Origin of the sequence: Pantoea sp. BL1 (genome assembly GCF_000963985.1) — a bacterium.
Lineage (GTDB): Bacteria > Pseudomonadota > Gammaproteobacteria > Enterobacterales > Enterobacteriaceae > Pantoea > Pantoea rwandensis_B.
The window spans coordinates 62,474-84,116 of sequence record NZ_JZRH01000008.1 but is presented as its reverse complement, the minus strand read 5'-3'; the positions used below and the strand labels follow the sequence as shown (position 1 = coordinate 84,116).

Genomic DNA, 21,643 nt, shown 5'->3' with positions numbered 1-21,643 from the left:
AGCCGTTGTGCATCTGTCCAGATTAACCACAACATTTTTTGTATTTTTTATCGGAGCCACAAGGACAGCGATCGTTGCGCCCCAGCTCGGGCACCGTTCCGTCGATATAGTACCAGCGTTGATCCTCACGAAGAAAGCGTGAACATTCATAGATGGCCGAAGTGCGCTCTTTTTCGCGGTAACGCGCAAAAAAGGTCACAAAGGCTTCATTCTCGTGGCTTCCATGATTACAACGGGTTACATTCAAGCCCAGCCATTCAGTGCCGGAAAAACTTTCAGATAATAACGTCTCAAGGTCGGCCACACGCTTACTGGAGTGCCAGGTCGCAGCCAGATAGCCCGCGTTCTTTTCAACATAGGCGGTATAGCGTGAACGCATTAATTGTTCAGCGCTGGCAGGGAATGCCTGACCGCTCAGAAAGGGCTGGCAACATAAGCTATACTGCTTTCCGCTGCAGCAGGGGCACTTTTCAGACACGTCATCTCCTGTGAGTGATTAAAGTTAATTAAAGTGTGCGCTATGGTAGCCGACTGCTGAGCGGGATGCTACGTACCAGACTAATCACGAGGTGCGATGAGAAAGGTGAGGATCGGGCTGGCCCTGGGTTCAGGTGCCGCCAAAGGTTGGGCGCACATTGGTGTAATTAATGCGCTGGAGCGTGCCGGCATTGAAATTGATGTGGTTGCAGGCTGCTCAGTCGGCGCGCTGGTGGGATCGGCATACGTCAAAGGGCGGCTGGGCGTAATGGAAAAGTGGGTGAGCGCATTTCGCTATTGGGATGTGATCCGCCTCATGGATCTGTCGTGGCAGCGTGGTGGTTTGCTTCGCGGTGATCGCGTGTTCAGCCACATCCGTCAGTTGATCCCCAATGAATTTATTGAGGGGTGCAATAAACCTTTTGGCGTGGTGGCCTCGAATTTAAGTACCGGCCGTGAGTTGTGGTTAACCGAAGGTGATTTGCATCAGGCAGTACGCGCGTCCTGTAGTATGCCAGGCTTATTACCACCTGTTGGCTACAATGGTTACTGGCTGGTGGATGGTGCCGTGGTCAATCCGGTACCGATATCTCTGACACGAGCCCTTGGCGCCGATATTGTCATCGCGGTGGACTTACAGCATGACGCGCATTTAATGCAGCAGGATTTATTGTCGGTGACACCACAGAGCGGCGAAGAAGAGGCCGCGGCTGAAGCATTAAGCTGGGGCAAAAAATTGCGCCAGCGCATACTGGGTCTGACGCACCGCCGGGCCAATCAAACGCCGGGCGCCATGGAGATCATGTCCACATCCATCCAGATTCTGGAAAACCGCCTTAAACGTAATCGTATGGCGGGCGATCCACCGGATGTGCTGATTCAACCGTTTTGTCCGCAGATATCCACACTGGATTTTCATCGTGCAGAAGAAGCCATTGCGGCAGGTAAAGCCGCCGTCGAGAAAAAAATGGATGAACTATTACCGCTGGTCCGTGGCAGATAATCAGGTTGTTCATTCACAGGCAGTGCGACTTCAGTCAATTCTGAAAGGCGCAACTGCGTTTTATGAACCACTATTGAAATATCTGGTACGCAGGGGGAGAGAATGGAAAAACCACTAATCGGCAAAAAGATACTCATTGTCGAAGATGAGGTCGTTTTCCGTTCGATGTTAGACACTATGTTGGTGGGGCTGGGAGCCAGCACGCTGGAAGCGGGAGATGGCCTCGATGGCTTAACCTTACTGTCGGCTCAAGCCGTGGATCTGGTGATTTGCGATCTGGAGATGCCGCGCATGGGGGGACTTCAGTTCGTCGAACGTATTCGCAGTCGCGGCAATAGTGTGCCAATTTTGATCATTTCCGCCACGCAGAACATGGCAGATATTGCGCATGTCCTGCGCCTTGGGGTTCAGGATGTTCTGCTTAAGCCGCTCAGAAACCTCGAACGTTTTCGTGAAGCTGTATATGAGTGTCTTTACCCTTCGATGTTCACTTCTAAAGTTGAGGAAGATGAACAACTGTTTCAGGACTGGGATGCACTGGTTCGCGATCCTTTAGCTGCGTCTAAGCTACTGAAGCAGTTGCAACCGCCGGTTCAGCAAACCATCGCCAATTGCCGCATTAACTATCGCCAACTGACCATGGCTGAACAGCCGGGGCTGGTGCTGGATATCGCCGCGTTGTCCGACAAGGATTTGGCCTTCTACTGTCTTGATGTGACCCGAGCAGGCGATAATGGCGTGTTGGCCGCCTTACTGTTGCGCGCGCTGTTCAACGGCCTGTTACAGGAACAACTTTCCGGACAGAAACAGCGCCTGCCGGAGTTAAACGGCCTGCTACGCCAGGTCAATATGCTGTTACGCCAGGCCAATCTCAGTGGCCAGTTCCCCTTGCTGGTGGGGTACTACCATCGTCAGTTGAAAAACCTGATTCTGGTCTCCGCTGGCCTCAACGCCACATTGCACATTAACACCCATCAGATTCAACTCAGTAACGGCGTACCGCTTGGTACTATGGGCAGTACGCACCTCAATCAGATCAGCCAACGCGCGGATGCTTGGCAGTGCCATGTGTGGGGCGCGGGTGGCAGGCTACGGCTGATGTTATCGGCTGAAGAATAAGCGATTGGATTTATATTTTTTGCGGGCTGGAGACAGGGCCAGGGGTAAGCTTTACACTTGGGTAATAGTCTTAAATTCCGCGGATTAGCTCCATCCAGGATAATTCCGTCTGATAGTAACTGATATACTCATTTCGTTTTTAAACCGACATATCAAGTATTAACTTGAACGGCCTATTAAGAGAGGTATTTAGATGTCTGCCTATAAGTCTAAAGTAAAAAAAGCGGTAATCCCGGTTGCAGGTCTGGGTACGCGTATGCTGCCTGCTACTAAAGCTATTCCAAAAGAGATGTTACCGCTGGTCGATAAGCCGCTGATCCAATATGTCGTGAATGAGTGTATCGCTGCGGGCATTAACGAAATTGTGTTGGTTACACACTCTTCTAAAAACGCCATCGAAAACCATTTTGATACCAGTTTTGAACTGGAATCCATGCTGGAAAAACGCGTTAAGCGTCAGCTGTTGGACGAAATCCAGTCTATCTGTCCTCCACACGTGACCATCATGCAGGTGCGTCAGGGTATTGCGAAAGGCCTTGGCCACGCAGTGATGTGTGCACACCCACTGGTCGGTGATGAGCCGGTTGCCGTGATTCTGCCGGATGTGATCATCGACGAGTACGAATCTGATCCGACCAAAGACAACCTGGCAGAAATGCTGGCGCGTTACGAAGAAAGCGGCCGCAGCCAGATCATGGTAGAGCCGGTTGCTGATGTGACCGCTTACGGTGTCGTTGACTGCAAAGGTGCTGACCTGGCGCCAGGCCAGAGCGCGCCTATGGTGGGTGTGGTTGAGAAGCCTAAAGCTTCTGAAGCGCCATCTAACCTCGCGGTTGTGGGTCGTTACGTGCTGTCTGCTGACATCTGGCCTCTGCTGGCGAAAACCCCTCCAGGTGCTGGCGGCGAAGTTCAGCTGACTGACTCCATCGCCATGCTGATGGAAAAAGAGACCGTTGAAGCCTATCACCTGACCGGTGTAAGCCATGACTGCGGTAACAAACTGGGTTATATGCAGGCTTTCGTTGAGTATGGCGTTCGTCATCCAGTACTGGGTAAAGACTTTACTCAATGGCTGGAAGGCGCTGTAGGCAACAAAAAGTAATTCATTAAACACAGGATAATTCAATGAAAGTCACTGTATTTGGTATCGGCTATGTCGGTCTGGTTCAGGCTGCGGTGTTAGCCGAAGTCGGACATGACGTTCTCTGTATTGATGTCGATGAAAAGAAAGTCGAAAACCTGAAAAAAGGCCATATTCCGATTTTCGAACCGGGTTTGACGCCGCTGGTGATGTCTAACTATGAAGCGGGTCGCCTGAAGTTCAGCACCAATGCAGAAGAGGGTGTTAACCACGGTGTGATGCAGTTTATTGCTGTGGGTACGCCGCCGGATGAAGACGGTTCTGCCGATCTGAAATATGTGACTGCGGTTGCGCGGACAATTGCAGCGCACATGAACGATCATAAAGTGGTGATCGATAAATCTACCGTCCCTGTTGGAACGGCTGATCGTGTGCGTGCAGTACTGGCCGAGACGCTGCAAAAACGTGATGCAAACATCCCGTTTGATGTGGTTTCTAACCCTGAATTCCTCAAGGAAGGGGCTGCAGTAAACGACTGCATGCGTCCTGAGCGCATCGTAGTGGGTACCGATAACGACGAAGTGGTTGAGTTGTTGCGTGAGCTTTATGAGCCATTCAATCGCAATCACGATCGTATGATTCTGATGGATATTCGCAGTGCAGAGCTGACCAAGTACGCAGCGAACTGCATGCTGGCGACCAAAATCAGCTTCATGAACGAAATCTCTAACCTGGCAGAACGTTTGGGAGCAGACGTTGAGAAAGTCCGCCAGGGGATTGGTTCAGATTCACGTATTGGTTATCACTTCATCTACCCTGGCTGCGGCTACGGTGGTTCGTGCTTCCCGAAAGACGTGCAGGCGCTGATTCGCACTGCTGAGTCGATTGGTTACACGCCGCGTCTGTTGCAGGCGGTAGAAGATGTGAATGATTCACAGAAGAACAAACTGCCGAGCTTCATCAAACGTCATTTTGGCGACGATCTGCGTGGCAAAACCTTCGCTCTCTGGGGCCTGGCGTTCAAACCTAATACCGACGATATGCGTGAAGCCTCCAGCCGTGTGCTGATGGAAACGCTGTGGGAAGCGGGTGCGACCATTCAGGCATTTGACCCGGAAGCAATGGAAGAAGCGCAGCGTATTTATGGCCACCGCGACGATCTGAAGCTGACCGGTACCAAAGAAGCGGCGTTGCAGGGTGCTGATGGCCTGGTCATTTGTACTGAATGGCAGAACTTCCGTGCGCCAGATTTCGACGTTATCAAAACCGCGTTAAAACAACCCGTGATTTTTGATGGTCGTAACCTGTATGATCCGGAACGTATCAGCAAACGCGGCTTTACGTATTACGCTATCGGCCGCGGAGCATCAATTCAAATTGTGTAATAAATGAGGGATGTATGAAGTTTTTGGTTACCGGTGCGGCAGGTTTTATTGGATTTCACGTGAGTCAGCGTTTGCTGGCCGCCGGTCACCAGGTCGTCGGTATCGATAACCTGAATGACTATTACGATGTCAGCCTGAAACAAGCGCGCTTAGACCAGATCCTTCAGCATCCCGAGTTTATTTTCCTGAAAATGGACCTGGCAGATCGCCAGGCCATTTCTTCATTATTCGATGATCATGCATTTGATCGCGTGATCCATCTGGGTGCACAAGCGGGCGTTCGTTATTCAATTGATAACCCACACGCTTACGCCGATGCCAATCTCATTGGCCACCTCAATATTCTCGAAGGGTGCCGCCATCATAAAGTTGGCCACCTGCTGTATGCGTCATCCAGCTCAGTATATGGGCTTAACCGCAAAATGCCTTTCTCAACGGATGATTCTGTTGATCATCCGATTTCTCTGTATGCGGCCACCAAAAAAGCCAACGAATTGATGTCGCATACTTATTCCCATTTGTACCAGTTGCCCACCACCGGTCTGCGCTTCTTTACTGTTTACGGTCCGTGGGGACGTCCAGATATGGCATTGTTCAAATTCACCCGCGCAATGCTGGCCGGTGAGCAAATTGACGTCTATAACCGTGGGCAAATGACCCGAGATTTCACTTACATTGATGATATTGCTGAAGCTATCGTGCGCATGCAGGATGTGATTCCGCAGGCTGATGAAAACTGGACCGTGGAAGCGGGATCGCCGGCCACCAGTTCTGCGCCATACCGTGTTTACAATATCGGCAACAGCCAGCCGACCAGCCTGATGACCTATATCGAGTCACTGGAAAAAGCGTTGGGCATTGAAGCGAAGAAAAATATGCTGCCGATGCAGCCGGGAGATGTGCTCAATACCAGTGCGGATACCCAGCCGTTATATGACGCGATTCAGTTCCGTCCGCAAACCAGGGTTGAGCAGGGCGTGCAGAACTTTGTTGATTGGTATCGTCGCTTCTATCAGCAATAACGACGCATTAAAAAAGGAAGCCAGCGGCTTCCTTTTTCTTACCCGGTGTAAAGTGAACTCACGTTAGCGTTATTCACAATTCGAAGCACTGGAGAATTACAGCAGGAAATCGTCCAGTTGTTTACCTTGTTCTTCAATCGCTTTTTTAATCACGGCTGGTGTACGACCCTGGCCTGTCCAGGTACGGTTTTCACCATTTTCATCAACGTAAGAATACTTGGCAGGACGTGCAGCACGCTTGGTTTTACCCGGTGCTTTGGTCTCAGAAAGTGCCTGTAACAGTTCGTTTGGATCGATACCATCCGCAATCAGCATTTCACGGTATTGTTCCAGTTTGCGGTTACGTTCAGCATTTTCAGCCTGCGCGTGAGTTTCTTCTTCACGACGCTCATTGACGACAACCTCGAGTTTTTCCAGCATCTCTTCCAGTGTTTCCAGAGTGCATTCCCGAGCTTGCGCGCGCAATGTACGGATATTATTAAGAATTTTAAGTGCTTCGCTCATTGTCCTAATCTCAAAATATAATAAATGGGAGTTGTTCTGCCGACTCATAATAGTGGGGCTAAAAAATAACTGCAATAGTCAGATTAAAAAGTAAAACGTAAAGTAAAAACCAGAAATCACATTGTATAACGGTTTACAAATATATTTACCATTAGCGCTTAGATCTGAAGCCTTGATTATCCGCGTTTGCCACCGTGACGTTGTGCTAATCCTTACACTTTGGCGGTAATAATGCTGAATAATTTCTCAGCATAGATTGTTCTTTGCCAAAAAGTGCTGTTTTAACTTTGATGAGGAATCACGTACCTGCCATTGCCGTTAATTTGAGCAAATGATAAAAATAATGCATCGCTACAGGTTTACTTGTTTATGGTAAACTGCGCGCCATCAGATTTGTGCTGCGATGAGATTCTGCATATGGCCCAACTTTATTTTTATTACTCCGCGATGAACGCGGGTAAATCCACTGCTTTGCTTCAGTCCTCCTATAACTATCAGGAGCGCGGCATGCGCACTCTGGTGTATACCGCCGAGATTGATGACCGCTTTGGTGCGGGCAAGGTAAGCTCGCGGATTGGTCTTTCGTCTCCTGCTTTTTTATATAACGCTGCGACACAATTAAATCAGGAAATAGCCAGGGAGCATGCGAAGCAACCGGTTCATTGTGTGCTGGTGGATGAGAGTCAGTTCCTGACACGTGAGCAAGTCAGAGCGTTATCGGATGTGGTCGACAATATGGATATTCCCGTATTGTGTTATGGATTACGCACTGATTTTCGCGGCGAGCTCTTTACCGGCAGTCAATATTTACTGGCATGGGCAGATAAACTGGTTGAGCTTAAAACCATCTGCCATTGCGGCCGTAAAGCCAGCATGGTATTGCGCCTTGATGCCAACGGTAAACCGTTCAGTGAAGGAGAGCAGGTGGTGATTGGCGGCAATGAGCGATATATTTCTGTCTGCCGTAAACACTATAAACAGGCGATTGATGAAGGATCGTTAAAAGCTATCTATGGTGCGCAATCTCCGCACGCTTGATTATTTAGTGATAAAAAAACCCGCCGCAGCGGGTTTTTTGTTTTTTAGCCGGTTAGGCTTTTTTGGTCTTTTTCTCGATTTTCACCGTTTTATCATCGGCGGCTTCAGCAATTGGGCCTTCAGCTTCAGAGAATTCGCGGCCATAGAAGGTATCCAGCATGATTTGCTTCAATTCAGCAATCAGCGGATAACGCGGGTTCGCACCGGTACACTGGTCATCAAACGCGTCGTCTGCCAGCTTATCGACTTTCGCCAGGAAATCGGCTTCCTGCACGCCTGCTTCACGGATAGAGGTTGGGATGCCCAGCTGAGTTTTCATCTCTTCCAGCCATGCCAGCAGTTTTTCAATTTTCTGGGCAGTGCGGTCACCCTGTGCACTCAATCCAAGATGGTCGGCAATTTCAGCGTAGCGACGACGTGCCTGTGGGCGATCGTACTGGCTGAAAGCCGTCTGTTTGGTTGGGTTGTCATTCGCGTTGTAACGGATGACGTTGCAAATCAGCAGGGCGTTCGCCAAACCGTGCGGAATGTGGAACTCCGAGCCCAGCTTATGCGCCATTGAGTGACACACACCGAGGAAGGCGTTCGCGAAGGCGATACCGGCGATGGTTGCCGCATTATGCACACGTTCACGCGCCACGGGATTCTTCGCACCCTCACGATAGCTGGCAGGCAGGTTCTCTTTCAGCAGTTTCAGCGCCTGCAGCGCCTGGCCATCAGAGTACTCATTTGCAAGGACAGAGACATAGGCTTCCAGCGAGTGAGTCACCGCATCCAGACCACCAAATGCACAGAGCGAGCGTGGCATATCCATCACCAGATTGGCATCCACAATCGCCATATCAGGCGTCAGTGCATAGTCCGCTAACGGATATTTCTGGCCGGTCGCATCGTCAGTGACTACCGCAAACGGCGTGACTTCAGAACCGGTACCGGAAGTGGTGGTGATAGCCACCATGCGTGCTTTCACGCCCATTTTCGGGAACTTGTAGATACGTTTACGGATATCCATGAAACGCAGCGCCAGCTCTTCGAAGTGGGTTTCAGGATGTTCGTACATTACCCACATGATTTTCGCGGCATCCATTGGCGAACCGCCACCCAGGGCGATAATCACATCAGGTTTGAAGCTATTCATCTGCTCAGCACCTTTACGTACGATGCTCAGCGTTGGGTCCGCTTCAACTTCAAAGAACACTTCGGTTTCAATGCCGTGGGCTTTCAGCACGCGAGTGACTTGATCGGCGTAGCCATTGTTAAACAGGAAACGGTCGGTGACGATAAAGGCGCGTTTAGCGCCGTCGGTGGCGACTTCCTCCAGGGCAATCGGCAGTGAACCACGACGGAAGTAGATAGACTTCGGAAGTTTATGCCACAACATATTTTCAGCTCGCTTGGCCACGGTTTTCTTGTTGATCAGGTGTTTAGGTCCGACGTTCTCAGAAATTGAGTTACCGCCCCAGGAACCACAACCCAGCGTCAACGATGGCGCAAGTTTGAAGTTATAGAGGTCGCCAATACCGCCTTGCGAAGCTGGTGTGTTAATCAGAATTCGGGCGGTCTTCATTTTGTCGCCAAAGAAGTGCACGCGTTCGTGTTGGTTATCCTGGTCAGTGTAGAGACAAGAGGTATGGCCGATACCGCCCATAGCCACCAGTTTTTCTGCCTTATCTACCGCGTCGTAATAATCTTTTGCACGATACATCGCCAGGGTTGGCGACAGTTTTTCGTGGGCAAACGGTTCAGACTCATCCACCAGCTTCACTTCGCCGATGAGAATTTTAGTGGTCGCAGGGACGCTGATACCGGCCAGTTCAGCAATTTTTGCCGCAGGCTGACCGACGATAGCGGCATTCAGTGCGCCATTTTTCAGGATGATATCCTGAATGGCTTTCAACTCTTTGCCCTGCAGCAGATAGCCGCCGTGGCTGGCGAAACGCTCGCGAACCGCATCGTACACCGAGTCCACCACGATGACTGACTGCTCTGACGCACAAATGACGCCGTTATCGAAGGTTTTGGACATCAGGATAGAAGCGACTGCGCGTTTGATATCGGCGGTTTCATCGATCACCACTGGCGTATTACCGGCACCGACACCAATCGCTGGTTTACCGGAACTGTATGCGGCTTTTACCATGCCTGGGCCACCGGTGGCCAGAATCAGGTTGATATCAGGGTGATGCATTAACTGGTTAGACAGTTCTACTGAAGGAACATCGATCCAGCCAATAATGTCTTTTGGTGCACCGGCGGCAATGGCGGCTTGCAACACAATGTCGGCTGCTTTGTTGGTGGCATCTTTGGCGCGTGGATGGGGTGAGAAGATGATGCCGTTACGGGTTTTAAGGCTGATCAATGCTTTAAAGATGGCGGTTGAGGTTGGGTTAGTGGTCGGGACGATACCGCAAATCAGGCCAATCGGCTCAGCGATGGTGATAGTACCAAAGGTGTCATCTGTATCCAGCACACCACAGGTTTTCTCATCTTTATAAGCGTTGTAGATATATTCAGAAGCGAAGTGGTTTTTGATCACTTTATCTTCAACGATACCCATGCCGGATTCGGCGACGGCCATTTTGGCGAGGGGGATACGGGCATCAGCAGCGGCGAGTGCAGCAGCGCGGAAAATGGTATCAACTTGTTCCTGACTAAAGTTGGCGTATTCACGCTGTGCCTTTTTAACACGCTCTACCAGTGCATTAAGTTCGGCAACATTTGTAACGGCCATAGTGCTCTCCTGAAGGAAGTTAAACTCTTTTAGTAAGCAAGCCTGAGTCCGAAAGTATAGGCGCGCTATGCTTATACGTTGTTCAGAGTGGCGAGTAGATTGCCGTTGCTTACTAAAAGGGTTTCGAGGATAAGATGCTTATGCCTATTTCAATAGTTTCGATGGGTTAAGATTACCCCTGATGAGGTAGTCAAATTTTGATGTGGATCAATCTGGCGCCAAGCTGACACCTTTCAGCACCGACTTTAGCAACTAAAGTAACGCATTAAGCGGTTTTGGCTGGTTGAGATGACGTGAGGTGGGTGACGACCCCTTGTTCGCAGAGGAATAAACTGGAAGTAAGTGGAAATAGCAGCATATATTTCTACTTAACCCACTGGTTTTCCGTCCGACTTATGCACTACATTAAGCGCGATTTGAAACACTACCTTCGTGGAGCTCACCGTGAACCCCGTGCTACTTGATTTTTCCGGCTACGTTAAGTTTTTTGTCGGTTTATTTGCCCTGGTTAATCCCGTAGGGATCATCCCCGTGTTTATCAGCATGACCAGCTACCAGGCGGTCGCTGAGCGGAATAAAACCAATTTTACGGCAAATCTTGCTGTGGCGATTATTCTCTGGACCTCACTGTTCCTGGGGGATGCCATTCTCCATTTGTTTGGCATTTCCATTGACTCATTCCGTATCGCCGGGGGCATTCTGGTGGTCACAATCGCGATGTCGATGATCAGCGGCAAGCTGGGCGAGGATAAGCAAAACAAGCAAGAAAAGTCAGAAACCGCGATTCGTGAAAGTATTGGTGTAGTGCCACTGGCCTTGCCCTTGATGGCCGGCCCGGGTGCGATCAGTTCGACCATCGTCTGGAGCACGCGTTACCACAGCTGGATAAACCTGATCGGTTTCACTATCGCCATTGCGATTTTCGCTTTCTGCTGTTGGTTACTGTTTCGGGCTGCCCCTTTAATGGTGCGCGTTTTAGGGCAAACAGGCATTAACGTGATTACCCGAATCATGGGATTGCTATTAATGGCACTGGGGATTGAGTTTGTTGTCACCGGAATGAAAGCGATATTTCCGGGTTTGCTGAATTAAATTGTCGGTGTTTTCAGTTAAAAAATAACTTTCGTGATCCATGTTGGTGCAATTGGCCGGTATTTTGCACCAATAGGGTGAAATTATTCGCCTGGCTTAATATGATTTGCCTGTCATCACTTTTGCTACTACTTTTCCTTCCTGCGCCAGTTCATCAATAAATATATGTGATAATTATCACAGTATATTTCACTGCTATATTCATTTTAATCAGTCACTATTCGGATGTTCTATCGTCTCAAATAACGTTTCATATTGTTGGTCGAGGGTTTGGCAGCGTTAACAGTAAAATGGCGGGTTGCAGCGCTTTATTGGCGAGAAAATCGACTGAATATTGACTTATTGCTTATAAAACATCTGCTTGAATAATATTTTAGGGTGAAAATTAACACTTCTCCTGTCGCGGACTCCATGATAAAAGAGAATTAGCTAACATTTTTGCTGTTTAGCTTTGGCGTGCGGGCATCGGTTCTGATAATTTTCGGCTCATCACAAATTTTTTCCCTGTTCGCGACAAATGTGTACGCTTCTTGCTTACTCGCTATCAGGTTTTTATTTAAGGTTGATATCTGTTGATGAAAAGCATGGTAGCGAAAAAGGTTGCGCGCACGTCTTTGGCACTTTGTCTGGCAGGTGCAGGTTTTGTCTCTCACAGTCAGGCCGCTGACATCCCGGCAGGGACGCAATTATCCGCAACACAGCGCATCGTCATCAACAACGGCAGTGAAGTGTCTTCTCTCGATCCGCAAAAAACGGAAGGGGTGCCTGAATCCAACGTTATCCGCAATTTGCTCGAAGGGCTGGTTGAGACCGATAACAACGGTCAGATTGTGCCCGGGGTTGCAACGCAGTGGAGCAACCAGCAAGGGCGTATCTGGACCTTCACCCTGCGTGAAGATGCGCGCTGGAGCAACGGTGAACCCGTCACCGCGCAAGATTTCGTCTACAGCTGGCAGCGTCTGGCCGATCCGAAAACAGCTTCACCCTATGCCAGTTATTTGCAAGCCGCCCATATCGCCTACATTGACGCCATTTTGGCGGGTAAAGCCTCGCCGGATTCACTGGGCGTGAAAGCGATTGATGCGCATCACCTCGAAGTGACACTCACTGAGCCTGTTCCCTATTTTGTCGATATGCTGGCCCACACCGCGATGAAGCCGGTGTATCGCGCGGCGATTGAAAAATTCGGCGAGCAGTGGACCCAACCGCAGAATTATGTGGGGAATGGTGCCTACATGCTGGCTGACTGGGTGGTGAATGAAAAGATTGTCCTGAAGCGTAATCCGCAATATTGGGATAACGCGCACAGCGTGATTGATGAGGGCGTTTTTCTGCCGCTCTCTTCCGAAAACAGTGACATCAACCGCTATCGCAGCGGCGGCACGGACATGACCAATAGCGTGGTGCCTCCTGATTTGTTCAAGAAGTTGCAGCAGGATTTGGGCGATCAAGTCAAAGTCAGCCCTGTGCTCTGCACCTTCTACTATGAGATGAATAACAAAAAAGCCCCGTTCGATGATGCCAGGGTACGAACAGCGCTGAAGCTGACGCTCGATCGTGACATCATCGCCGACAAGATCATGGGGCAAGGTCAGATTCCCGCCTATGCGCTGACGCCGCCATTTACGCACGGCATCTCGCCTGAAGCGCCGGCATGGTCGAAGCAAACTCAGGCCGAGCGCAACGCCAGTGCGAAGCAACTGCTGACAGAAGCGGGTTTCAATGCTCAACATCCGCTGCGTTTCACGCTGCTTTATAACACCTCTGAACAGAACAAACGGCAGGCCATCGCCGCCGCCTCAATGTGGCAAAAGAATCTCGGTGCCGAGGTGACGCTACAAAATCAGGAGTGGAAAACGCTGCTGGAGACACGTCGTCAGGCACAATACGATGTAGTGCGTGCGACATGGTGCTCGGATTATAACGAGCCCTCAACCTTCCTTAACATGCTGTTGAGCGGATCGTCCATTAACACCGCATTTTATCACAGCGATGCTTTCGATAAATTGATGGCGCAAACCCTGACGGTTGCCGATAACACTCAACGGGCATCTTTGTATCAGCAGGCCGAAGCGCAGCTGGATAAGGACTCGCCCATCGTGCCGGTTTACTATCGTGTCAGCGTTCGTCTGGTGAAACCCTGGGTAGGCGGTTTCACCGGCAAGGATCCGCAAGATATGCTGGCATTGAAATACTATTACATAAAGAAACATTGAGTAATGTGGGGAACCGGCGCTACAGTCGGACGGCACATTAACGTGGTAAACCCTGAAGGGTGATAGTGGTCTCTGTTCAGACAGGCAGAGATCTCCCGGAAACGGGGTACGCCGGGCAGTTCACTGACCCGGTGACGATAATAAAACTGGAGCTAAGTAATGAACAACATCACGAAAAAAAGCCTGATTGCCGCAGGCGTTCTTGCAGCAATCGGCGCGCTGGCAGGGAATGCCGCTTTGGCAGCAGTGCCAGCAGGCGTTGAATTGGCAGCAAAACAGGAGCTGGTACGTGGTAACGGTGATGAAGTGCAATCACTCGACCCACATAAAATTGAAGGCGTGCCAGAAGATAACATCGCACGCGATCTGTACGAAGGTCTGATCATCAGCGACAGCGATGGCAAACCGGTTCCGGGCGTAGCGGAAAGCTGGGAAAACAAAGATTTTAAAGTCTGGACTTTCCATCTGCGTAAGAATGCCAAATGGTCCAATGGTGAGCCGGTAACGGCACAAGATTTCGTCTACAGCTGGGAGCGTTTAGTCGATCCTAAAACTGCATCTCCTTACGCCAGCTATCCACAGTACGGCCACATCCTGAATGTCGATGACATCATTGCCGGTAAAAAACCGATCACCGATCTCGGTGTGAAAGCCATTGACGATCATACGCTGGAAGTAACTCTCAGCGAGCCGGTTCCTTACTTCTACAAGCTGCTGATCAACTCCGTGATGTCTCCGGTGTATAAACCAGCCATCGATAAGTTTGGCGATCAGTGGACGCAGCCGCAAAACTGGGTCGGCAACGGTGCCTTCAAACTGGAATCACACGTCATCAACGAACGTGTCACCATCGTGCGTAACCCAGAATACTGGGACAACGCGCATACCGTGCTGAACAAGGTGACCTTCCTGCCAATTAACTCAGAAGTCAGTGACGTGAACCGTTACTTCTCTGAAAACGGCAGCGACATCACTTATAACAACATGCCGATCGAGCTGTTCAAAAAACTGCAGCGTGATAACGGCAAAGAGTTGATGGTGAAGCCGTATCTCTGCACCTATTACTATGAAATCAACAACCAGAAAGCGCCATTCACCGATCCGCGCGTGCGTACTGCGCTGAAACTGGGTCTGGATCGCGACATCATGGTGAACAAGGTGCTGGCGCAGGGTCAGTTACCCGCCTACAGCTTCACCCCACCAGCCACCGATGGTATGGAATTGCTGCCGCCAGACTGGTTCAAGTGGGATCAGAACAAGCGTAACGAAGAAGCGAAAAAACTGCTGGCTGAAGCCGGTTATACCGCTGATAAGCCACTGACCTTCAACCTGCTGTATAACACCTCAGATCTGCATAAGAAACTGGCTATCGCCGCTTCTTCGATCTGGAAAAAGAACATCGGCGTCAACATCAAGCTGGAAAACCAGGAGTGGAAAACCTTCCTGGATACCCGCCATCAGGGCAACTTCGATGTTTCCCGTGCGGCCTGGTGTGCAGACTATAACGAGCCAACCTCGTTCCTGAACATCATGCTGTCTGACAGCAGCAGTAACACCTCGCACTATAAGAGCGCGGACTTCGATAAAGTGATCCACGATGCGGTGAAAGCGGTTGACGATAAAGCCCGTGTCGCGGATTACCAGAAAGCTGAGCAGATTCTGGATAAAGACAGCACCATCGTACCGGTTTACTACTACGTGAATGCGCGTCTGGTGAAACCGTACGTTGGCGGTTACACCGGCAATGACCCGCTGGATAAAACCCTCGATAAAAACCTGTATATCATTAAACATTAATAGCACTCAGGCTATCGACAGTGGCGGCGCTGTAGCGCCGCCTTTTTGACTTTGTGAAGCAACAGCCTGGTAGGTACGGCAATGTTAAAATTCATCCTGCGTCGGCTTCTGGAAGCGATCCCGACGCTCTTCATCCTGATCACCATCTCCTTCTTTATGATGCGACTGGCACCCGGCAGTCCGTTTACCGGCGAACGTACGCTCTCGCCTGAAGTGATGGCGAACATCGAAGCCAAATATCACCTGAACGATCCGATCGGCAAACAGTACGTCAGTTATTTAGTGCAACTGGCGCACGGCGACTTTGGTCCATCGTTTAAGTACAAAGATTACTCCGTAAACTATCTGGTCGGCCACGCCTTCCCGGTTTCGGCCAAACTCGGCCTCGCCGCCTTCTTCCTTGCTGTCATCCTCGGCGTGACGGCCGGCGTTATTGCCGCGCTTAAGCAAAACAGTTTGTGGGATTACGCGGTGATGGGGGTCGCCATGACGGGCGTCGTGATACCCAGCTTTGTCGTTGCGCCGCTGCTGGTGCTGGTCTTTGCCATCACCTTGCGCTGGTTGCCGGGCGGTGGCTGGAACGGCGGGCAGTGGAATTACATGCTGCTGCCGATGGTGGCGCTCTCTCTGGCCTATATCGCCAGCATCGCACGTATCACCCGTGGCTCGATGATTGAAGTGATGCACTCCAACTTTATCCGCACTGCGCGTGCTAAAGGGTTGCCGCTGCGCCGTATCGTACTGCGCCATGCATTGAAACCTGCCATGTTACCCGTGCTCTCGTATATGGGGCCGGCATTCGTCGGCATCATCACCGGTTCAATGGTGATCGAATCGATTTACGGTCTGCCGGGTATTGGCCAGCTGTTTGTCAACGGTGCCCTGAACCGTGACTATTCTTTGGTGATGAGTCTGACCATTTTGGTCGGCGTGTTGACCATTCTGTTTAACGCGATTGTTGATGTGCTGTATGCCGTCATCGATCCGAAAATTCGTTACTGATTCTGGAGTTCGCCCATGATGTTAAGTAAGAAAAACAGCGAAGCTCTGGATGCCTTCAGTGAAAAACTGGAAGTCGAAGGGCGCAGCCTGTGGCAGGATGCGCGTCGCCGCTTCATCCATAACCGCGCTGCGCTGATCAGTTTGCTGGTGTTGTTAGCGATTACTCTGTTCGTGATCTTTGCGCCGGTGTTGTCGCAGTTTAAATATGATGATACCGACTGGGGCATGATGTCTGCGGCACCGGATACGGTATCAGGCCACTGGTTTGGTACCGACTCCTCGGGACGTGACTTGCTGGTGCGCGTGGCGATTGGTGGTCGTATCTCATTAATGGTCGGCATTGCCTCCGCGTTGATCGCGGTGCTGGTGGGCACGCTGTATGGTTCGCTGGCGGGCTATCTCGGCGGCAAAATCGACTCCGTGATGATGCGTATTCTGGAAATTCTCAACTCCTTCCCGTTCATGTTCTTCGTGATCCTGCTGGTGACCTTCTTCGGCCGTAATATCCTGCTGATCTTTGTGGCGATCGGCATGGTGTCGTGGCTGGATATGGCGCGTATCGTGCGTGGCCAGACGCTGGGCCTGAAGCGCAAAGAGTTTATTGAAGCGGCTCAGGTGGGTGGAGTGTCGACCTTCAACATCGTGCTGCGTCACATCGTGCCAAACGTGCTGGGTGTGGTCGTGGTCTATGCCTCATTGCTGGTGCCCAGCATGATTCTGTTTGAATCCTTCCTCAGTTTCCTCGGGTTGGGTACGCAAGAGCCGCTAAGCAGTTGGGGCGCACTCCTGAGTGACGGCGCCAACTCCATGGAAGTCTCGCCCTGGTTGCTGATGTTCCCGGCGGGTTTCCTCGTGGTTACGCTGTTCTGTTTCAACTTTATCGGCGATGGCCTGCGTGATGCCCTCGACCCGAAAGATCGTTAAGGAGTTTCCCGATGACCATACATGAATTTCAGCCAGCAATGGCTGCACGTGCGGGAAACAGTAACCTGCTGCTGGACGTTAAAGACCTGCGCGTGACCTTTGGCACCCACGATGGTGATGTCACCGCAGTCAACGACCTGAACTTTTCACTGCGTGCCGGCGAAACCCTGGGTATCGTCGGCGAATCGGGATCGGGCAAGTCGCAAACCGCTTTCGCCCTGATGGGCCTGTTGGCAAAAAACGGACGCATTGGCGGTTCGGCAAAATTCAATGGCGATGAGATTCTCAATCTGCCGGAGAACAAACTGAACAAGCTGCGCGCCGAGCAGATTGCGATGATTTTCCAGGACCCGATGACCTCGCTTAATCCGTATATGCGCGTCGGCGAGCAGCTGATGGAAGTGCTGAAACTGCATAAAGGGATGAGCAGCGCGCAGGCGTTTGAAGAGTCCGTGCGCATGCTGGATGCGGTGAAAATGCCTGAAGCACGCAAGCGCATGAAGATGTTCCCGCATGAGTTCTCTGGCGGCATGCGTCAGCGTGTGATGATCGCCATGGCACTGCTGTGCCGTCCTAAATTGCTGATTGCCGATGAACCGACCACGGCACTGGATGTGACGGTGCAGGCACAAATCATGACGCTGCTGAACGAGCTGAAACGCGAATTCAACACCGCGATCATCATGATCACGCACGATCTCGGGGTGGTTGCCGGTATCTGTGACAAAGTGCTGGTGATGTACGCCGGTCGTACCATGGAGTATGGCCGCGCACGCGATGTGTTTTATCAGCCTGCACATCCTTACTCCATTGGCTTGCTAAGTGCGGTGCCGCGCCTGGATGCGGAAGAGGGGGATTCACTCACCACGATTCCTGGCAACCCGCCTAACCTGTTGCGCTTGCCGCAGGGCTGCCCGTTCCAGCCACGTTGCGCCTTTGCGATGGACGTCTGTGCCAAGTCACCGCCGCTGGAGCCTTTCGCGGAGGGGCGTTTGCGTGCCTGCTTCAAACCGGTGGAGGAATTAGCATGAGCACCGTCATCGAAGAGAAGAAAGTCTTACTGGAAATCGCCGATCTTAAGGTGCATTTCGATATTAAAGACGGCAAACAGTGGTTCTGGCAGCCGCCAAAAACATTGAAAGCAGTGGATGGCGTTAGCCTGCGCTTGTATGAGGGGGAAACCCTCGGCGTAGTGGGCGAATCGGGCTGTGGTAAATCAACCCTGGCACGCGCCATCATCGGCCTGGTGAAAGCCACCGACGGTCGTGTGGCCTGGCTGGGACGTGATTTATTGGGACAGAGTCAGGATGAGTGGCGCCAGGCGCGCAGCGATATCCAGATGATTTTCCAGGATCCGCTGGCCTCGCTGAACCCGCGCATGACCATTGGCGACATCATTGCCGAGCCGCTGCGCACCTACTATCCGAAGATGCCAAAGCAGGAAGTGAAGGATAAGGTGAAGAACATGATGATGAAGGTTGGGCTACTGCCAAACCTCATCAACCGTTATCCACACGAGTTTTCCGGTGGTCAGTGTCAGCGTATCGGTATTGCGCGTGCGCTTATCCTCGAACCCAAGCTGATTATTTGCGATGAACCGGTTTCGGCGCTGGATGTGTCGATTCAGGCGCAGGTAGTGAATTTGCTGCAGCAGCTGCAACGTGAAATGGGATTATCGCTGATCTTTATTGCGCACGATCTGGCGGTGGTGAAGCATATCTCTGACCGTGTGCTGGTGATGTATCTCGGTCATGCGGTCGAGTTGGGTACTTATGACTCGGTGTACAACAATCCGCAGCATCCTTACACCCGTGCACTGATGTCTGCGGTGCCGATCCCGGATCCGGATCTGGAAAAAAACAAACAGATCCAGCTGCTGGAGGGTGAACTGCCTTCACCGATCAATCCGCCATCGGGCTGCGTATTCCGCACCCGTTGTCCGATTGCCGGACCTGAGTGTGCGAAAACGCGTCCTTTGCTGGAGGGGAGTTTCCGCCACGCAGTATCCTGTTTGAAGGTCGATCCTTTATAAGGTCGAAAAGAAAACGCCGGGCAATTGCCCGGCGTTGTTTTATGCGTCAGCGATTATTCACGCCAGAGAATGTGGCACAGCTTATGGTCTTTCTCGCGGCACAGCAGCACGCGGGCAAACACATCGGTAATCGGCTCGCCGTCCGCTTCACCCAAACCAATCACCACTTCCGCAAAGAAGTCCGGGTTGAGATCGAAATCGACGTGCTCCTGCCAGTCTTCCGACGGGTCAAACAACTCTGCACCGCCGCGCTCTTCAAACTGCAGATTGAACAGAATGATGTCAGCCGGATCGAGGTTATCACCTGCCAGTTCAAGAAAAATGTCGTAGGCCTGTTCCAGCGTTTCATCTTCGGTAAGGCGATTATTTAAATCCATGGTCATTCCTGCTTACTCTGAGGCGGTAATCTTGTCGCTCGTTTTACAGTAAAGGGCTAAAGAAGTAAAACAGTCGTTCAACGATGCGCTGCCACCACGCACGTTTAGCCCAGCGCGCACCATCCAGTAAGCGTGAGCGGGCGATATAGTCATCCTGCACCGTGGCCAAATCGCTGCCAAATCCATCATCATCCACCACCAGCGTGATTTCAAAATTAAGCCACAGGCTGCGCATATCAAGGTTTACGGTACCGACCAGACTCAGCTGTCCATCGACCAGCACGCTTTTGGTATGCAGCAAACCGTCCTCAAACTGATAAATTTTTACGCCGGCTTCCAGCAACTCGGTGAAGAACGCGCGGCTGGCCCAGCCCACCAACAGCGAATCATTGTGGCGTGGCACCACAATACTGACTTCCACACCGCGTTGCGCAGCGGTGCAGATGGCGTGCAGCAGGTCGTCACTGGGGACGAAATAGGGCGTCGTCATGATCAGCTGTTCACGTGCGGAGTAGACCGCCGTCAGCAGCGCCTGGTGAATCATATCTTCCGGGAAGCCCGGTCCCGAAGCGATCACCTGGATGATATGACCGCTTTCCTGCTCAAAGGGCATGATGTTGGCATCCGGCGCGGGCGGTAGAATGCGTTTGCCGGTTTCGATCTCCCAGTCACAGGCGTAAACGATGCCCATCGTGGTCGCGACCGGCCCTTCCATACGCGCCATCAAATCGATCCATTGACCCACGCCTGCATCCTGCTTGAAGTAGCGAGGATCGACCAGGTTCATGCTACCGGTGTAGGCAATATAGTTATCGATGAGCACCACTTTACGATGCTGTCGCAAATCCATACGGCGCAGGAACACACGCAGCAGGCTCACTTGTAACGCCTCAACCACGTCGATACCGGCATTGCGCATCATATTCGCCCAGGGGCTGCGGAAAAATGCCACGCTGCCCGCGGAGTCCAGCATCAGGCGGCAATGCACGCCCCGGCGTGAAGCCGCCATTAGCGACTCCGCGACCTCATCCGCCAGGCCGCCCGGATGCCAGATGTAAAACACCATCTCGATGTTGTGACGAGCCAGTTGGATATCACGGATCAACGCATGCATCACATCATCAGAGTTAGTGAGCAGCTGCAGCTGATTGCCTTTTACACCCGCAATGCCCTGACGATGGTGACAGAGTTCAAATAATGAACGTGCCACGTCACTGTGCTCGGTGGCAAAGATATGGCGGCACTGTTTGAGGTCGTTAAGCCACTTGGCGGTGGAGGGCCACATGGTGCGTGCGCGCTCCGCCCGGCGTTTGCCCAGATGAAGTTCACCAAACGACAGATACGCGATAATACCCACCAGCGGCAGAATATAGATGATCAGCAACCAGGCCATGGCGGACGTCACTGCGCGGCGTTTCATCAGGATACGCAGCGTGACACCCGCAATCAGCAACCAGTAGCCGAACAGCAGTAACCAACTGATTAGGGTATAAAATGTAGTCATTAAGTGGACATCCTGTTCGCGCTTTGATGGGGAAAGTTTACGTGCTGAATAGCACTAGTGAAACCTTTAATCGTGAATGACAGTTCAATGAAGCTTTCGATTTGGCATTTTCAATCAGATCTTTATAATGCCTGGCGAGTTTAGCCTGTCTGATGAGGATGTGATGAGACGAAGCAGAAATGAAGTGGCGCGCTGGAGAATGTTACGTCAGGTACACCGCCGTCGTGCACGTTGGCTGGAAGGGCAGTCACGTCGCTATAAACGTATCCATGCCATTCGTCATCAGGTGGCGCAGCAGCATCGCCGATCCATCCTGTTCATCACGCAGAATATGTAAAT

At 51.4% G+C, this 21,643-nt stretch carries 19 protein-coding genes; 14 read left to right on the top strand and 5 right to left on the bottom strand.

What is annotated here, in order from left to right; genetic code table 11:
* Positions 1-22: 22 nt before the first annotated feature.
* Positions 23-478, bottom strand: a complete 456-nt coding sequence (locus VH86_RS05315; protein WP_034828811.1) for a YchJ family protein — start codon at positions 476-478, stop codon at positions 23-25.
* 96 nt (positions 479-574) lie between these two features.
* Between VH86_RS05315 and rssA the strand changes: the two genes are divergently transcribed.
* From rssA to VH86_RS05290, 5 genes are all read left to right on the top strand, one after another.
* Positions 575-1,480, top strand: a complete 906-nt coding sequence (gene rssA, locus VH86_RS05310) for a patatin-like phospholipase RssA (RefSeq protein ID WP_045832163.1) — start codon at positions 575-577, stop codon at positions 1,478-1,480.
* 102 nt (positions 1,481-1,582) lie between these two features.
* Positions 1,583-2,599 carry a two-component system response regulator RssB gene (rssB, locus tag VH86_RS05305; RefSeq protein ID WP_034828815.1) on the top strand — a complete coding sequence of 339 codons (1,017 nt, stop codon included), beginning with the start codon at positions 1,583-1,585 and terminating at the stop codon, positions 2,597-2,599.
* Positions 2,600-2,792: 193 nt separating this feature from the next.
* The gene (galU, locus tag VH86_RS05300) at positions 2,793-3,701 is read left to right on the top strand and encodes a UTP--glucose-1-phosphate uridylyltransferase GalU (protein WP_034828817.1); all 909 of its coding nucleotides are present in this window, start codon (positions 2,793-2,795) and stop codon (positions 3,699-3,701) included.
* A 23-nt stretch (positions 3,702-3,724) separates the two neighbouring features.
* Positions 3,725-5,065 carry a UDP-glucose/GDP-mannose dehydrogenase family protein gene (locus VH86_RS05295; RefSeq protein WP_045832162.1) on the top strand — a complete coding sequence of 447 codons (1,341 nt, stop codon included), beginning with the start codon at positions 3,725-3,727 and terminating at the stop codon, positions 5,063-5,065.
* 14 nt (positions 5,066-5,079) lie between these two features.
* Entirely contained in the window at positions 5,080-6,087 is a 1,008-nt protein-coding gene (locus VH86_RS05290; RefSeq protein ID WP_045832161.1) for an NAD-dependent epimerase, read from the top strand.
* 96 nt (positions 6,088-6,183) lie between these two features.
* On the opposite strand, the gene hns is transcribed toward VH86_RS05290, so the two are convergent.
* Positions 6,184-6,591 carry a histone-like nucleoid-structuring protein H-NS gene (hns, locus tag VH86_RS05285; protein ID WP_034828823.1) on the bottom strand — a complete coding sequence of 136 codons (408 nt, stop codon included), beginning with the start codon at positions 6,589-6,591 and terminating at the stop codon, positions 6,184-6,186.
* Positions 6,592-7,008: 417 nt separating this feature from the next.
* Between hns and tdk the strand changes: the two genes are divergently transcribed.
* A complete protein-coding gene (gene tdk, locus VH86_RS05280) occupies positions 7,009-7,629 on the top strand; it encodes a thymidine kinase (RefSeq protein ID WP_034828884.1) in 621 nt (206 codons plus the stop codon).
* A gap of 52 nt (positions 7,630-7,681) precedes the next feature.
* Here tdk and adhE read toward each other — a convergent pair whose 3' ends face one another.
* On the bottom strand, positions 7,682-10,360 hold the full coding sequence (adhE, locus tag VH86_RS05275; RefSeq protein ID WP_045832160.1) for a bifunctional acetaldehyde-CoA/alcohol dehydrogenase: 2,679 nt from the start codon (positions 10,358-10,360) through the stop codon (positions 7,682-7,684).
* Between the two features lie 444 nt (positions 10,361-10,804).
* On the opposite strand from adhE, the gene VH86_RS05270 reads away from it, so the two are divergent.
* From VH86_RS05270 to oppF, 7 genes are all read left to right on the top strand, one after another.
* Positions 10,805-11,452, top strand: coding sequence for a YchE family NAAT transporter (locus VH86_RS05270; protein WP_045816095.1), 648 nt, complete (start codon positions 10,805-10,807; stop codon positions 11,450-11,452).
* A gap of 575 nt (positions 11,453-12,027) precedes the next feature.
* On the top strand, positions 12,028-13,668 hold the full coding sequence (locus VH86_RS05265) for an ABC transporter substrate-binding protein (RefSeq protein ID WP_045832159.1): 1,641 nt from the start codon (positions 12,028-12,030) through the stop codon (positions 13,666-13,668).
* 159 nt (positions 13,669-13,827) lie between these two features.
* A complete protein-coding gene (gene oppA / locus VH86_RS05260) occupies positions 13,828-15,465 on the top strand; it encodes an oligopeptide ABC transporter substrate-binding protein OppA (RefSeq protein ID WP_045816097.1) in 1,638 nt (545 codons plus the stop codon).
* Between the two features lie 81 nt (positions 15,466-15,546).
* Positions 15,547-16,467 (top strand): oligopeptide ABC transporter permease OppB, encoded by a 921-nt coding sequence (gene oppB, locus VH86_RS05255; protein ID WP_038646657.1) that lies wholly within the window; start codon positions 15,547-15,549, stop codon positions 16,465-16,467.
* A 15-nt stretch (positions 16,468-16,482) separates the two neighbouring features.
* Positions 16,483-17,391, top strand: coding sequence for an oligopeptide ABC transporter permease OppC (oppC, locus tag VH86_RS05250; RefSeq protein ID WP_038646658.1), 909 nt, complete (start codon positions 16,483-16,485; stop codon positions 17,389-17,391).
* 11 nt (positions 17,392-17,402) lie between these two features.
* On the top strand, positions 17,403-18,422 hold the full coding sequence (locus tag VH86_RS05245) for an ABC transporter ATP-binding protein (RefSeq protein ID WP_038646659.1): 1,020 nt from the start codon (positions 17,403-17,405) through the stop codon (positions 18,420-18,422).
* Positions 18,419-19,423 carry a murein tripeptide/oligopeptide ABC transporter ATP binding protein OppF gene (gene oppF, locus VH86_RS05240; RefSeq protein WP_034828839.1) on the top strand — a complete coding sequence of 335 codons (1,005 nt, stop codon included), beginning with the start codon at positions 18,419-18,421 and terminating at the stop codon, positions 19,421-19,423. The genes VH86_RS05245 and oppF overlap by 4 nt, the downstream gene beginning before the upstream one ends.
* 53 nt (positions 19,424-19,476) lie before the next feature.
* Here oppF and VH86_RS05235 read toward each other — a convergent pair whose 3' ends face one another.
* Together VH86_RS05235 and cls are read right to left on the bottom strand one after the other, a co-directional pair.
* On the bottom strand, positions 19,477-19,806 hold the full coding sequence (locus tag VH86_RS05235) for an HI1450 family dsDNA-mimic protein (protein WP_196250121.1): 330 nt from the start codon (positions 19,804-19,806) through the stop codon (positions 19,477-19,479).
* A 37-nt stretch (positions 19,807-19,843) separates the two neighbouring features.
* A complete protein-coding gene (cls, locus tag VH86_RS05230; RefSeq protein ID WP_034828843.1) occupies positions 19,844-21,304 on the bottom strand; it encodes a cardiolipin synthase in 1,461 nt (486 codons plus the stop codon).
* A gap of 163 nt (positions 21,305-21,467) precedes the next feature.
* On the opposite strand from cls, the gene VH86_RS05225 reads away from it, so the two are divergent.
* Positions 21,468-21,641, top strand: a complete 174-nt coding sequence (locus tag VH86_RS05225; RefSeq protein ID WP_097117257.1) for a YciY family protein — start codon at positions 21,468-21,470, stop codon at positions 21,639-21,641.
* Positions 21,642-21,643: the final 2 nt, after the last annotated feature.